This window comes from Alteribacter keqinensis, assembly GCF_003710255.1.
Lineage (GTDB): Bacteria > Bacillota > Bacilli > Bacillales > Salisediminibacteriaceae > Alteribacter > Alteribacter keqinensis.
In genome coordinates, this window is the sequence record NZ_RHIB01000004.1 from 183,731 (window position 1) to 197,669 (window position 13,939).

General features: G+C 45.7%; 10 protein-coding genes and 1 other annotated feature. Of the genes, 6 read left to right on the forward strand and 4 right to left on the reverse strand.

The features are described from left to right. The first annotated feature begins 81 nt into the window (after positions 1-81). Together EBO34_RS19535 and EBO34_RS19540 are read left to right on the forward strand one after the other, a co-directional pair. Entirely contained in the window at positions 82-1,485 is a 1,404-nt protein-coding gene (locus tag EBO34_RS19535) for a sucrose-specific PTS transporter subunit IIBC (RefSeq protein WP_122901780.1), read from the forward strand. Between the two features lie 300 nt (positions 1,486-1,785). Further along, the gene (locus EBO34_RS19540; protein WP_122901781.1) at positions 1,786-2,148 is read left to right on the forward strand and encodes a helix-turn-helix domain-containing protein; all 363 of its coding nucleotides are present in this window, start codon (positions 1,786-1,788) and stop codon (positions 2,146-2,148) included. Positions 2,149-2,518: 370 nt separating this feature from the next. Here EBO34_RS19540 and EBO34_RS19545 read toward each other — a convergent pair whose 3' ends face one another. From EBO34_RS19545 to EBO34_RS19555, 3 genes are all read right to left on the reverse strand, one after another. Next, positions 2,519-4,351, reverse strand: a complete 1,833-nt coding sequence (locus tag EBO34_RS19545; protein ID WP_122901783.1) for a BCCT family transporter — start codon at positions 4,349-4,351, stop codon at positions 2,519-2,521. A 290-nt stretch (positions 4,352-4,641) separates the two neighbouring features. Continuing rightward, on the reverse strand, positions 4,642-5,313 hold the full coding sequence (locus EBO34_RS19550; RefSeq protein ID WP_183163962.1) for a class F sortase: 672 nt from the start codon (positions 5,311-5,313) through the stop codon (positions 4,642-4,644). After that, positions 5,300-6,124 (reverse strand): DUF4397 domain-containing protein, encoded by an 825-nt coding sequence (locus tag EBO34_RS19555; RefSeq protein WP_236784867.1) that lies wholly within the window; start codon positions 6,122-6,124, stop codon positions 5,300-5,302. Before EBO34_RS19555 ends, EBO34_RS19550 begins: the two co-directional genes overlap by 14 nt. 279 nt (positions 6,125-6,403) lie before the next feature. Here EBO34_RS19555 and csaA point away from each other — a divergent pair, with 279 nt between their 5' ends. After that, positions 6,404-6,739: a chaperone CsaA gene (csaA, locus tag EBO34_RS19560; protein ID WP_122901787.1), complete on the forward strand. Its 336-nt coding sequence runs from the start codon at positions 6,404-6,406 to the stop codon at positions 6,737-6,739. Positions 6,740-7,053: 314 nt separating this feature from the next. Here csaA and EBO34_RS19565 read toward each other — a convergent pair whose 3' ends face one another. Continuing rightward, positions 7,054-7,950: a DUF2628 domain-containing protein gene (locus EBO34_RS19565; RefSeq protein ID WP_122901789.1), complete on the reverse strand. Its 897-nt coding sequence runs from the start codon at positions 7,948-7,950 to the stop codon at positions 7,054-7,056. A 123-nt stretch (positions 7,951-8,073) separates the two neighbouring features. Continuing rightward, positions 8,074-8,263, forward strand: a binding site (T-box leader). Between the two features lie 332 nt (positions 8,264-8,595). Here EBO34_RS19565 and argS point away from each other — a divergent pair. From argS to EBO34_RS19585, 3 genes are all read left to right on the forward strand, one after another. After that, positions 8,596-10,278 (forward strand): arginine--tRNA ligase, encoded by a 1,683-nt coding sequence (argS, locus tag EBO34_RS19575; RefSeq protein ID WP_122901792.1) that lies wholly within the window; start codon positions 8,596-8,598, stop codon positions 10,276-10,278. 218 nt (positions 10,279-10,496) lie between these two features. Beyond that, complete coding sequence (locus EBO34_RS19580; RefSeq protein WP_122901794.1) at positions 10,497-11,516, forward strand: F510_1955 family glycosylhydrolase; 1,020 nt, start codon at positions 10,497-10,499, stop codon at positions 11,514-11,516. A 135-nt stretch (positions 11,517-11,651) separates the two neighbouring features. Then, a complete protein-coding gene (locus EBO34_RS19585; RefSeq protein ID WP_249414160.1) occupies positions 11,652-13,901 on the forward strand; it encodes a heavy metal translocating P-type ATPase in 2,250 nt (749 codons plus the stop codon). Positions 13,902-13,939: the final 38 nt, after the last annotated feature.

A 13,939-nucleotide genomic window follows, 5' to 3' on the forward strand; every position in this document is an offset into this window, starting at 1 on the left:
ATCGATTCCATAATGCACATACTTCCTGAATGGAACATAAAGAATTGGACATAATTTCAATGAGAGGAAAGGGGTTTAACCATGTCAGAAAATCGTAAAATTGCAGAAGAACTGATTGAAGCGATCGGCGGAAAAGAAAACATTGATTCCGTTGCTCACTGTGCTACGCGGTTGCGCATCATGGTCAATGATAAGGAAAAGATTGATCAGAAAAGAGTAGAAGAGATTGATAAGGTCAAGGGAGCTTTCTATAACTCCGGTCAGTACCAGGTTATTTTCGGTACAGGAACAGTCAACAGAATTCACGAAGAGGTCATAAACCTCGGTGCTTCCGAGTCTTCCAAAGGGGAGCAGAAAGAGCAGCAGAAAAAGCAGGGGAATGCTTTCCAGCGGGCAATCCGTACGTTTGGTGATGTGTTTGTACCGATTATCCCGGTTCTTGTTGCAACAGGTTTATTTATGGGTCTTCGCGGCCTGCTTACCCAGGAAGAAATCCTGGCTGTTTTTGGCCTGGCACCTGAAGATATTTCGGAAAACTTTCTGTTATTCACACAAGTATTAACAGACACTGCATTTGCCTTTCTGCCGGCGCTTGTAGCCTGGTCGGCGTTCAGAGTATTCGGAGGAAGTCCGATCATCGGTATTGTCCTTGGTCTGATGCTTGTGAGTCCGGCACTTCCTAACGCCTGGGATGTTGCGGAGAACCCGGATCTTGCATTAGAATTCCTCGGCTTTATCCCGGTTATCGGATATCAAGGGTCTGTACTTCCAGCCTTCATTGCCGGTTTTGTAGGTGCGAAGCTTGAGAGATGGATTCGAAAGCGTGTACCGGAAGCACTGGACTTGATTCTTACACCTTTCCTGACGTTACTGATTATGATCACACTTGCTCTGTTTATTATCGGACCTGTCTTCCACGCAGTGGAAGCTGCAGTTATGGCAGCAACGACAGCACTGTTGAACATGCCGTTCGGTATCAGTGGTCTGATCATTGGTGGACTTCACCAGATTATCGTTATTACAGGTGTGCACCACATCTTTAACTTCCTTGAAATTCAGTTGTTAAACGAGCTTGCAGAAAACCCGTTTAACGCTATTATCTCCTGTGCGATTGCCGCACAGGGTGCAGCTGCGCTGGCAGTAGGGTTAAAAACAAAATCCAAGAAACTTAAAGCGTTGGCACTGCCGTCATCATTCTCCGCTTTCCTGGGTATTACCGAGCCTGCAATCTTCGGTGTAAACCTTCGATATATGAAACCTTTTATTATGGGTCTTGTAGGCGGAGCGGCAGGAGGATTCTTCGCCTCACTTGTAGGACTGGCTGGTTCAGGAATGGCTGTAACCGTTATACCGGGAACACTTCTCTACCTGGGGCCTGAGATCTTCTTCTACCTCCTTGCAAACCTTATTGCAGCAGGTGTTGCGTTCACACTGACGTACCTATTTGGCTTTACTGATAAAATGAAAGAAGAAATGGATAGCTAAGTGTAAAATGCTAAGGTGTCTCGAAAAGTCTGCCACAGACTTCGAGGCACCTTTTTCTTTGTTTTACTGCCCGGTCAGTTGGGATGATTAAATGGATGGGGAGGCTAATGTTCACAGTGTTTTATACAAAATTATGGAAATAAAAGTATGGGCAAAGAGGGAAGAGGACATCCTGCTAAAGAATGTTCTTTTTATAACATTCAGTTTCCTATATCGAACAAGAAAGGATAGACAAATCGTATTTTGTTCGATATAATGAACCAAATCGAATGTTCGAGCTAAGGCGGTGAATAGATACGCATGGGAGAAGTCGGAAATCGTATAAAGAAATATCGTCTCAGAAAAGGCTACTCAATATCACGACTGGCTGAAGAGAGCGGAATAGCGAAATCTTATATCAGCTTCCTGGAGCGTGATCAACGTAAGAATCCATCCGTAGAGACGTTGAAGAAACTTTCCAAAGTACTGAAGATTCCACTTGAACTGTTAATGGTAGACGAAGAGAGAGAATCGATTCTTGAAGTATTGGACGACGAGTGGCTCGGACTTATCAAGGAAGCAAAAGAGAGCGGTGTGAGTAAAGAAGAGGTAAGAAACTACATCAGGTTTATTCAGTATAACAAATGGCACGACAATAAAGATTCCAAAAATCCGGAAAAGTAACTCCCCCTTAAAACGAAAGTGTAAAGGGGGTTTATTTTTATTGTTTTTGCCCGGTTAATAATGAAAAATAAATGATATTGCCGAATTGTGCTCTGTTGAATAAACGTTTGTTTAAACAGGAAATATTCGATTCTTATAAGCATCAAATGTTAAAAAGCACTGTGTTTTACCAAGTGCCGGAGTTCTAATTATCTGGTTTGAGATATGACGGCTCAATGTTAAGAATTCATGGGTGAATATTAACAATTTCCGGAATTTCCGGATTTATGTTAAGGATTCCAGCTCTCCCGGAAGAAATCAAACACGACTCTTTGTGCACCTGTACACGCACAAAAAGACCCCATCCTGAATGGATGGAGACACCTTTTTGCTATTTTTTATCTTCAGGATCAACGTCCGGTTTCTTCGGTTCGCTCTCAGGCGTTTCAAGCTCTCCGTTTAACTGGTCGCCCAGATCTTCCCGAAGATCTTCGTAGACACGTTCTTTAAATTCTTCGTATACTTCTTCCTTAATATCTTCATAGACTTCTTCTTTTATATCATCGTATACTTCTTCTTTAATGTCTTCATACATGTCTTCTTTCAGGTCTTCATAGACACGGTCTTTCATGTTGTCATGCATGTCACCGTATACTTCTTCTTTTACGCGCTTAGTCTGACGTTTGGAGCGGCGTTTCTGTTCCACTTTTATGTCCCGTCCCATCATGATCAATAACGAGAAGATCATAACAACCATAATGATTGCAAATGGGAGGGCTGCCACAATGGAGGCAGTTTGCAGGCCTTCCAATCCGCCGCTGATTAATAGCACACTTGCTGTCCCGGCAATCAGGAAGCCCCAGATTACTTTTACGGAAAGGCGTGGCTCAAGGCTGCCGTTACTTGTCATTGCACCAAGGACATACGAAGCGGAATCTGCTGATGTAATAAAGAAGATCAGAATCAGCAGTACAGCCAGGGCACTCATAATCATTCCCAAAGGCAACTCACCTAATGTTGCGAAAAGAGCTACCTCTACATTATCAAGGACAAGGTCACCGAGCTGGTCGTTACCGCCGATAATCATATCCAGTGCCGTTCCGCCGAACGCGGTGAACCAGATTGCTCCAAGTAAAGAAGGAACAATTAACACCCCGGCAACAAACTCACGGATTGTACGTCCGCGGGAGATTCTTGCGATGAAAATACCCATAAACGGAGCCCAGGAAATATGCCATGCCCAGAAGAAAATCGTATAGGTCCCAAGCCATTCACCTTCTCCAAAAGGATCAAGATCGAGACTCATTTGGGTTACATTTGCTAAGTACCCGCCAATTGTCGTTACAACGCTTTCGGCGATGAAAAGTGTTGGTCCCATTGCAATGACAAAGATGAGCAGGATCGCTGCGATTGTTAAGTTGATTATACTTAAAATACGGATTCCTTTGTTTACTCCGGTAGCAGCGGAGAAAATAAACAAAATCGTTACAATAAAGATAATCACAAAGTTAGTAAATCCGGTATTGGGAATCGCACCGTCGGTTAAGTATGAGAGTCCCCCTGTAATTTGCATGGCACTTAAACCAAATGTTGTCGCAACCCCTGTTGAAGTAGCGAGTACAGCCAGCGTATCGATACCTTTTCCAAACGCTCCTTGTGTTCGGTCTCCTAACAGAGGCTGGAAGGCAGAGCTGATAAGTGCAGGCTGATCTTTTCTAAACTGTACATAACCAAGTGTCAGAGCAACCAGAGAGAAAATGGCCCAAGGATGGAGTGCCCAGTGAAAAACCGCATAGCGCAGGCCTGCATCAGCCTGAGAGGCCATGTCTGCATTTGCAAAATCCGGGTGGGGATCCAGATAGTAAAGAGCGGGCTCTGCCACACCCCAGAAAACAAATCCTACACCGATACCGGCTGAGAAAAGCATGCCGATCCAGGTGTAAAAACTATATTCAGGTCTCTCATCAGGTTTTCCAAGCCTCAGTCTTCCAAACGGACTAATGGCTAAAAAGAGTACAAAAGCGATGAAAAAGGCTGTGGAAAGCATGTAGAACCAGCCGAAGTTATCGAGTGTAAAGCCTAAGGCCTCCCCTGAAAATGCGTCCAGTGACGCCGGACCAAGGGCACCCCATAATACGAAAAGGGCTACCAATGTTGCTGAGATGTAGAAAACAATACTAGGTTTCTTCGTTTCGTATTGGTATTTGCTCACATTTAGGTTCATCCGGAACCTTTCTCCGGATGGTCCTCCTTTCAAAATTCTGAAGTAATGACGATATCAAACAATTGCGATTCCGTAAAGAAAGATGCATAAAAAATCCTTATTCCTACTTTCCCCTAAACTTTAGAAATCAAACTAATTGATTGGCAGGGAAGGGGATGGGCGTTGCAGGAAAATAGATTTACAAAGTCACTGAGTGGATTAAAACCCCAAAATAAAAAAGCCCTGTGAACCAGTTGACAGGCGGGGGCTAATCAACGTACTGTTCACAGGGCCTATTTGGTTACCCGGATTCAGGACTGTTTCAGTTCTGTATAAACAACCAGGCGCTCACGGTGGGTACGCTGTTCCCGGTCAAATTCCCCGGTACACGTTATCAGGTTCAAACGCTGGCTGTTTGTGTAGCCGAAAATCTGTTTGAGAGGTGCATTTTCATAGGGGTAACTCTCCATCATTTTCACTTCAAAAACGAGAATCTCATCTTTCCCGTAAACAATGACTTCATCACCTACATTCAGGTCTTTTAAATCAAAGAAAACAGCGGGGCCGGTGTAGTCATCCACGTGTCCGGCCAGAACCGCGTTGCCACGGGCACCGGGTTTAGCTCCACGGTTGTACCAGCCGACGGTTTTGCCATCATCAGGCACGTCCATGCCCCCTGTTTCTGTGAGACCAAGAGACTCAATATCAGCAGTTATATTTAAAGAAGGAATTTCAATTGAAGCAGGCTCAATGCCGGTGACTGCAACACTTTGAACAGGCTCCGCACCTTCAGGGTCCTCGCTTTGTTCGGGCGTTTCAGCAGGTTGGACAAGCTGTTCCTCTTCTTCGCTCTGTTCAGTGGCTTCTGCTTCGGGAAAAGAGGAAACCCCCTCTCCAGTTTCTCCAGAAGAAGGGTCCCCGGTTCCACACGCTGTTATCAATGCGAGGAGAACAGCGAAGGGAAAGAGTTTATTGATTTTCAACGGCCGGTCTGCGGAAGAAGAAGAACAAAGCACCAGATGCGAGAAGAACAATCAGCATACCGGCTGCCATGTAGCTTGAGCTCTGGTCAGCTGTGCCACCCATACCTGTTGCAGGCATTTCAGAAGGCATAGCGTCGTGGGAAGGATCAGCCAGTATGATTGTGTCCAGTCCAGGTTCACCATCAGCAAAGCCTACAGCAAGAACTGTGTAAAGCATGTCGCCTTCAAGCTCTGTTCCAGGCAGTTCAAGAACAACATCTTCTGTTCCGGCTACACGTACGTCAAGGTCAGCAGTCATTGGCTCAACCTCTTCGTAACCTGTTACAGATGGGAACTCGGCGCCGGCGAACAATACGTCACCGCCGGCTGTTACGTCAACAGCAGGTGCATCAGGAGATAAGTGGCCTACGCGTACCCAGGCCATTCCTTCAGAAGAAGATGTTTCGTCTTCAATGACATGAAGGTCAAGGTTTTCTAAGGTATTGATTGCAGCAACTGTGTAAGCCTGCCCTGCAGCAACTTCCAGCGTCGCTTCGATTACAGGCTCATCATGTTCACCAGCAGGATATATGGCAACATCGTGCTCACCTGCAGGGAGCTCTAAGTAATCCGTAGCGTCTTTGAATGCAGCACCTTCGACAGCAACATCACCGTTTACTGTAACATCAACAGCCGGTGCATCAGGGGAGGCGTGTACAATTCGTACCCAGGCATCGTCATCTCCATGATCATCAGCAAGAGCTGTTACCGAAAAAATTGAAAAGACCATTACACCAGCCAGCATTGACGTCATTAAACGTTTTAACTTCAAAAGAACCACTCCTTCATTTTTGGTAGGATTATCTCCTGTTCATCAAGTACCCTAATTATAAATTAGTTAAACACTTATTGAACAAATATTATACATTAAATATAAAAGGTTTCTTTGATATAGTCAAAAAATAACCTTCCGAGCGCTTAAAATATTCCTTTATAACTATAAAAATAGCAGAAGTCAGTAAAATAAATGTTAATTTCAATTTACAGAGGGAAATGCTTATACAGAGCGAATGTAGTTGTATAAACAGATGTACAAGGAGGAAGCGGAGGTATGGAAATAACATTTGATGATTTTTTAAAAGTAGATATGAGAGTAGGAACGATAAAAGAGGCTGAACCGTTTCCTGAGGCAAGAACGCCCGCGATCAAGATGACAATAGATTTCGGAGAAGAGATCGGGCTGAAGAAATCGAGTGCCCAGATTACCAGACGTTACGAGCCAAAAGAGTTAGTGGGAAGGCAGATCGTAGCGGTGGTAAACTTCCCTCCGATGCGTGTAGCAGGGTTTAAATCAGAAGTTCTTGTAATGGGCGGTGTACCCGGTGAGGGAGATGTAGTGTTACTTAACGTAGATGAAAAGATTCCTGAAGGAACGAAGGTAGGGTGACGGGGCTGTGGTGACTGACAGCAGGAAGTAAAAAATAAAAGCGCTATAATGAAAAATTAACAGTAAAAAGTGAAAAATAAGATATCGAAGTGAAAAATGAGAGGTTACTGGATCAAAAAACCACAAAACCCGCACTGCCAAAAAAGGCGTGCGGGTAAGACTACGGCGGGAGTGGGCGCCAGGGTATGACCCCGGAGGGCGAAGCGTGAGGAGTCACCGGCACCCCTGCGGAAAGCGCAGGGTACGCAGGTTTCATCTATAATAACTGTGTTTATGTTTTTGTACCATTACAACAATCTAAACGAAAAGAGCGTTTACGAATGAGGAGATACCATTGTAAATGTGGCGGTATCCTGAAGTTCTTCTTCTACATACACATCCACTTCATAGTCACCGGCGGAAATATCAGCATGACCTGTATCGAGAAGGGGAATGTTCACGGTACTCGAGCGGAAGAACGTTTCGGATCGTTCAAGAATCAGCTCCCGGCCACCTTCTCCATCCACTTTGTACATTTCAATTTCAAGACCGCCCCGGCCGATTGGCTCCTTGTTTTCGTAAAACAGCATCAGACTTGAGCTGAAAAGGTAATATTCAGGGTCCTGCTCCATCTCCCATGGCGTGTCAGGTGCCCCGTATTCATCGAGATAGACAAAGGCCCCTTTAGGAAAACCCGGGGAGTACTCCCATTCTGCCGAGATGATAAACGGATAAAAAGCAAAGATCACAATCACCAGGGGGGCAACGATAGCGGAAATAATGCTCGCGCCGCTTTGTGAAAAAAGCGGCACCTGTGCACGGTCAGGTTTCTGGTTTCGTTTTGTCAAAACGCTATTTTTTATTTTTTTAGCATATAAAGCATTGCCGTATGCGCCTGAAAGAATGTGAAGAGCCGCAATCACAAACAGGCAGCCGATCATACGCACGGAAGTGCCTTCTATGCCTGTTACATACTGGACATAAGGAATAAAGCTGTCCGCAAAGCTGTAGACAAGTAAAACGAGAAAATAAAGGCTTGCCCATCCGAACATTCTCCGGTATGAGAACCAGAACGGTGACAGAATAAAGGCTGCCCAGTTCCAACCGGCAAATCGTTCAGGAGCTTTAGACTGGCTCCATTTTTTTATATAATACGAATCATTTATTTGAACAGATTGTTTAATCTCTTTTTTTTCAGTGGTCATCATCTGCCCGAAACTTGTGTCACTCATGATCCTGCCCCTTTCATAATCCACATTATTTTACCACGATCCTTTTAAAAATCACATGGATTGTCCTTAAATCATACTTGCTATTATAAAAGAATTTATGTATGATACAAAAAATGGTATAAATGATATTCGGTGATGAAGAGAGTAGCAAAAAAGAAGCCCAAAGCGAGCCGGTGGCGGTGGAAGACCGGCGGAACCTTCTTTGCGAACCGCACTTCGGAGAAAATGGTATACATTCGGGAGAACCCCGTTATCAAGTTGAGTGGTTTAAAAACAATCAGAGTGGTACCGCGGGAATCGTCTCGTCTCTATTTACAAATAGAGGCGGGACTTTTTTTGTTTGCGTTGCTTTGAAAAAGAATTGAAATTCAGCTTCGTTGAACGGAATACACTCCCTTTCCGCGGATTCGCGCCGAGCCTCCTCAGGGCTTTGCCCCTGTGGGGTCTCGTCAGTCTCGCACTTCCACTGGAGTCTGGCGTATTCCGTTCAACGAAGCACGAGGCGCTGAAAAAATCAGTCGAACTGGGCAATTCAGCCGAAAAAATCAGCACACTCTGTTGAAAGAGAGACCAAATGAGTGGAAATTAACCATTCGTCTAAGTCGGGCAGAGAAAGCTGCGTTCGTTTAAAAGGAGGAAAAGATGATGAACATGAAGGACATTTTCACAAAAGCACTGGAAGAGCCGTTGAAAAACGAACTCTCAGAACCCCAGATTGCCAGTCTTATTGAACACCCTAAACATGAAGCTCACGGAGACCTGGCATTCCCCTGCTTCCAGCTGGCTAAAAGCATGAAGAAGCCGCCGCATATGATTGCACAGGAACTGTCAGAAGTCGTTGCTTCACAAGAAATTGAGAAAGCAGTGGCAGCGGGACCTTATGTGAACGTCTTTTTCAAACGAAGAAAAATCAGTGCAGGAATTTTAGAAGAGATTTTAAGAAAAGGAGCTGAGTATGGCTCAAATACCACGGGGGAAAAGGGAAATACCGTATTTGATTTTTCCTCGCCCAATATTGCGAAGCCTTTCTCGATGGGACATCTCAGGTCTACAATTATCGGGCAGGCACTTGCCAATATTGCTGAAAAAAATGGATTTAACTGCGTCCGTATTAATCACCTGGGTGACTGGGGAACACAGTTCGGGAAGCTCATGTGTGCCTATACACGATGGGGGGCGGAAGATGATGTGAGAAAGTGCCCAATTCCAACGTTGATGAAATACTACGTGGACTTTCATGAAAAAGCAGAGAATGATCCTTCCCTTTTGGAAGAGGGAAGAGCGTGGTTTAAAAAACTGGAGCTGGGCGATGGCGAAGCGACAAAGCTTTGGAAATGGTTCCGGGACGAGTCATTAAAAGAGTTTGAGCGGGTTTACGATCTCCTCGGTATCAGGTTTGATCATGTGCAGGGAGAGTCGTTTTATAACGACAAAATGACACCTGTAGTGGCAGAACTCACAGAAAAAGGACTTTTAACAAAATCTGAAGGGGCTTATGTCGTTGAAACCGGCCCTGGTAAGCCGCCCTGCCTAATCACAAAAACAGATGGTACGACCCTCTATGCCACAAGAGACCTGGCCGCAGCTGTTTATCGAAAGACAACTTTTGATTTCGCCAAAAGTGTTTATGTCGTAGGGGCGGAGCAGCAGCTTCATTTTGACCAGATTAAAAACGTTCTCCGTAAGATGGGACGTGAGTGGGAGAAGGACATGGTGCACGTTCCTTTTGGACTTATCTTAAAGGACGGGAAAAAAATGAGTACCCGTAAAGGGAAAATCATTTTGCTTGAAGATGTATTAAAAGATGCCATCAGTCAGGCAGAAGAAAATATTGCATTAAAAAATCCAGCTCTCGAAAACAAGGCGGCCACGGCCAGGGAAGTGGGTGTCGGGGCTGTGGTGTTCCATGATCTGAAGAACGAGAGAATGAACTCTGTGGAATTCAGCCTTGAACAGATGCTGACGTTTGAAGGGGAGACAGGGCCTTATGTTCAGTATACGAATGTCAGAGCCCGGAGCATTTTAACGAAAGCCCGGGCTGAAGGGACACCGCAGGAAGGCCTTGAGGATGATGCGTCGTGGGCGGTTGTAAAAGAGCTCCATGAATTTCCCGATGTGGTCAGAAGAGCCTGGCAGACTTACGAACCTTCTGTAATCGCAAGGTATCTTCTTTCTCTCGCGTCAGCTTTTAATAAATACTACGGGAAGGTAAAGATTCTCGAAAATGATGACTGCCTGGGAGATCGTCTTTCTGTCGTAGCATCCGTTAGCATTGTATTACAGGAAGGACTGAGACTTTTAGGGATCAAGGCTCCCCGTCAAATGTGAAGGTACTGAAAAGGCCGGCCTTTACCTTTTTCCAGTCTCTTCTAAGCAATGAGCGTAACGGTTGCACTTTTAAAAGCCTGTTACGAGTGGGTTTTTCGTAACAGGCGCGCAACCGATTGGAGCCATTGCTACTCAAATGTAGCAGGATTGTGAACGAGCTTGATTATTTCTTCTCTTTTTCTTACACTAAAGGCATTGTACTGCAGGAGGTAGTAGAGATGAGAAAATCAATATGGCTGAGCGCCTTGGGCGGTATTCTTCTGGTCAGTGCCTGTCAGGCGGAAGACCAGGAAGAACAGACCGCAGAGCCTGATGAGTCTGTGGAGGAAGCAGAACAAAGTGACGAACAAACCGTTGATCTCAGCGGAGATGATGACTTTTTTATACAGAACGATGAACTGGAAATCACCCATATCCACGGCCTTGGATATGCGGGAAACGAAGGCATTCTTTATGTGGCTACCCACCACGGACTGGCTTTGTATGATGATGGAAGCTGGTACGAAACGTCTGAAGAACGTAATGATTACATGGGATTCAGCGCAGTTGAGGATGGTTTTTACACCAGTGGCCATCCGGGAGAAGCGTCTTCCTTTGAAGTGGATCCGATCGGACTTGTAAAAAGTAACGACGGGGGCAAAACACTGGAAACGCTTGATCTCCTCGGTATGACGGATTTTCACGTAAAGGGAACCGGATACTATTCCAATGCGATTTATGTCTATAATCCAAAAGCCAACGAACGCTTGGAGGAAACCGGGTTCTACCGTACGCTGGACGATGCGGAGACGTGGGAAAAAAGAGAAGGGGAAGGACTTCCTGAAGCGTCATACGACCAGGGAGGCTACCCTAACTTTGCTATCGCAGTTCATCCGTCGGACGAAGATACGTTAGCGGTAGGAACGTCAGAAGGGCTTTTCTTATCGAACGATTCAGGTGGCACTTTTGAGCGTACAGGGCTCGGAAATCCTGTTATTGCAGCTGCCTATTATGAAGACGATGTATATGCAGGCATTTGGGACGGGGAAATACAGCTTGTCCGGTATGATGGAGAAGAAACGACGGTGTTAAAACGTCCCGATCTTCAGGAACAGGATGCCATTCAGTATATTGCGGTGAATCCTCAGGATGACAGCGAAATCGTATTCACCACTTTCCATGGAGAAGGCTACCTGAGTGAAGACGGCGGCGATTCATGGGAAAAAATCATTGACGCAGGGCAGGTTGTTTCAAAATAACAGTAATTTTTACAGGCTGGTTCTTTTAAGGATCAGCCTGTTTTTTTGTTGAGCTCATTTACTTGCGGTATATACCCCCATGAGGTATATTGGTGTAAGAAAGCAAACTTGAATAATGACGGGAGGTACTTTGCCGTGGCAAAAGTACGCTTTGGAATAGAAGGGATGCATTGTGCATCGTGTGTAAACCGGGTGGAAAAGAAAATATCCCGTGTAGACGGTGTGGAAGCTGTTAATGTGAACCTGGCAACCCACCAGGCTCAGGTCACTGGTGATATTACAGATGAGCGGATCAGTGAAATCATTTCATCTGTTGAAAAAATCGGTTTTGGAGCAAAGCCGCTGACGGATGAAAAAGAAGAAGATTTGTCCAAAAAACAAGAGGCGGAGTCGAAGAAACTAATACGTGACTTTTCGTTTGCAGCAGTGGCTACAGTTATTGTCCTGATCGGGAGTATTCCTCATATGATGCATACGTGGGGATCGTGGGTGCCGGGATGGATGTCCAATCCGTTCTTCCTCCTTATACTCACCACTTATGTACAGCTCGTACCGGGCTGGCGTTTTTACAAAAACAGCTACAAAGTTCTCCGGAGTAAATCAGCGGATATGAATGTACTAGTGGCAATGGGTACCACATCTGCCTGGGCGTATTCAGCAGCGATGACGCTCTTTCCCGGTTTTCTGACGAATGCCGGTTTTCCCTACCAGCTGTACTATGATGTGACGACGGTCATTACTACACTTATCCTTTTAGGCCGGTATTTTGAGGCGAAAGCCAAAGGGCAGACATCCACTGCAATTAAGAAGCTCATGAACCTTCAGGCGAAAACGGCACGGGTTATCAGGTCCGGACAGGAATTGGAGCTTCCAGTGAAAGAGGTGCGTGTGGGTGATCACATTCTCGTTCGTCCGGGTGAGAGAATACCCGTAGACGGTACGGTAATCGACGGATCGTCCACTGTGGATGAGTCCATGCTCACCGGTGAATCGATACCGGTTTCAAAAAAAGAAAACGATCCGGTAATTGGAGCGACGATTAATAAGTCAGGGTCGTTTACATTCGAAGCCTCCAAGGTAGGCAAGGACACCACGTTAGCGGGGATTATCCGGATGGTAAACGACGCCCAGGGGTCCAAAGCGCCAATTCAGCGAATGGTTGATGTGATATCGGCTTATTTTGTCCCTGCTGTTGTCGGTCTTGCGTCACTGAGCTTTCTCATCTGGCTCGTATTCGGTCCTGACCCATCCTTTATTTTTGCCCTTACCACCTTTATTGCCATTCTGATCATTGCCTGTCCTTGTGCCCTCGGGCTGGCGACACCTACGGCAATTATGGTGGGGACTGAAAAAGGAGCAGAAAACGGTGTGTTAATTAAGGATGCCTCAAGTCTTGAACAGGCTCATAAAATTGACACGATTCTTCTCGATAAAACAGGAACAATTACGCAAGGGCGTCCGGCTTTGACGGATCTTGTCTCTTTGAAGGGGTGGACAAATGAAACGCTTCTTCAAATGGTAGCTTCAATAGAGATGGCATCAGAGCATCCTCTAGGTGAAGCGATTGTACGTGCTGCAAAAGAGCAGCGTCTCTCTTTATCCAAGCCTGGATCATTCGAAGCGATTTCTGGTCATGGTATTGAGGCTGACTGGGAAGGTAAGCGTGTTTTTATTGGAAACGCGCGTCTTATGGAAAGGGAAGGTATCTCCACGGATGAGCTGAATCAATCCGCACACAAACTTGCTGAAGAAGGTAAAACACCGATGTTCATTGCATCAGAGGGAACCCTGTCCGGCATGGTGGCGGTTTCGGATCCGTTAAAAGAGGATGCAAAAAGCGCTGTGAGTATGCTGAAGGGTATGGGAATCGAAGTGGTTATGCTAACAGGGGATAACAAGCGTACCGCTGCTGCGATTGCGAAAGAAGCAGGAATTGACCGGTTTGAAGCTGAGGTCCTTCCTGAAGATAAAGCATCGTACGTGAAGAAGCTTCAGGCAGAAGGGAAAAAAGTGGCCATGGTCGGGGACGGAATAAATGATGCCCCGGCGCTCGCCCAGGCTGACATTAGCATTGCCATCGGTACCGGGACGGATGTCGCTATGGAAACTGCTAATATTACGCTCATGCGCGGCGATGTAATGAGCATTGTCACTGCCGTGCGTCTGTCTAAGTCCACGATGCGGATGATCTGGCAGAATCTTGGCTGGGCTTTCGGGTACAACATTGTTTTAATTCCTGTTGCAGCAGGACTTTTATATCCATTCTTCGGATTGCTGTTAAATCCGATGCTCGCAGGTGCTGCCATGGCGTTCAGTTCTGTATCGGTCGTACTTAATACCCTTCGTCTGAAGAAATTTAAAACTGTTGTTCCGGCCTCATCCTGAGTCCGGAAAGGTCGTCCATTGTCGCTGTCTATGTTTAA

Coding starts and splice junctions, on each gene's coding strand:
- EBO34_RS19535 (WP_122901780.1), top strand. CDS start 82: ATGTCAGAAAATCGTAAAATTGCAGAAGAACTGATTGAAGCGATCGGC.
- EBO34_RS19540 (WP_122901781.1), top strand. CDS start 1,786: ATGGGAGAAGTCGGAAATCGTATAAAGAAATATCGTCTCAGAAAAGGC.
- EBO34_RS19545 (WP_122901783.1), bottom strand. CDS start 4,351: ATGAACCTAAATGTGAGCAAATACCAATACGAAACGAAGAAACCTAGT.
- csaA (WP_122901787.1), top strand. CDS start 6,404: ATGGAAATAACATTTGATGATTTTTTAAAAGTAGATATGAGAGTAGGA.
- EBO34_RS19565 (WP_122901789.1), bottom strand. CDS start 7,950: ATGAGTGACACAAGTTTCGGGCAGATGATGACCACTGAAAAAAAAGAG.
- argS (WP_122901792.1), top strand. CDS start 8,596: ATGAACATGAAGGACATTTTCACAAAAGCACTGGAAGAGCCGTTGAAA.
- EBO34_RS19580 (WP_122901794.1), top strand. CDS start 10,497: ATGAGAAAATCAATATGGCTGAGCGCCTTGGGCGGTATTCTTCTGGTC.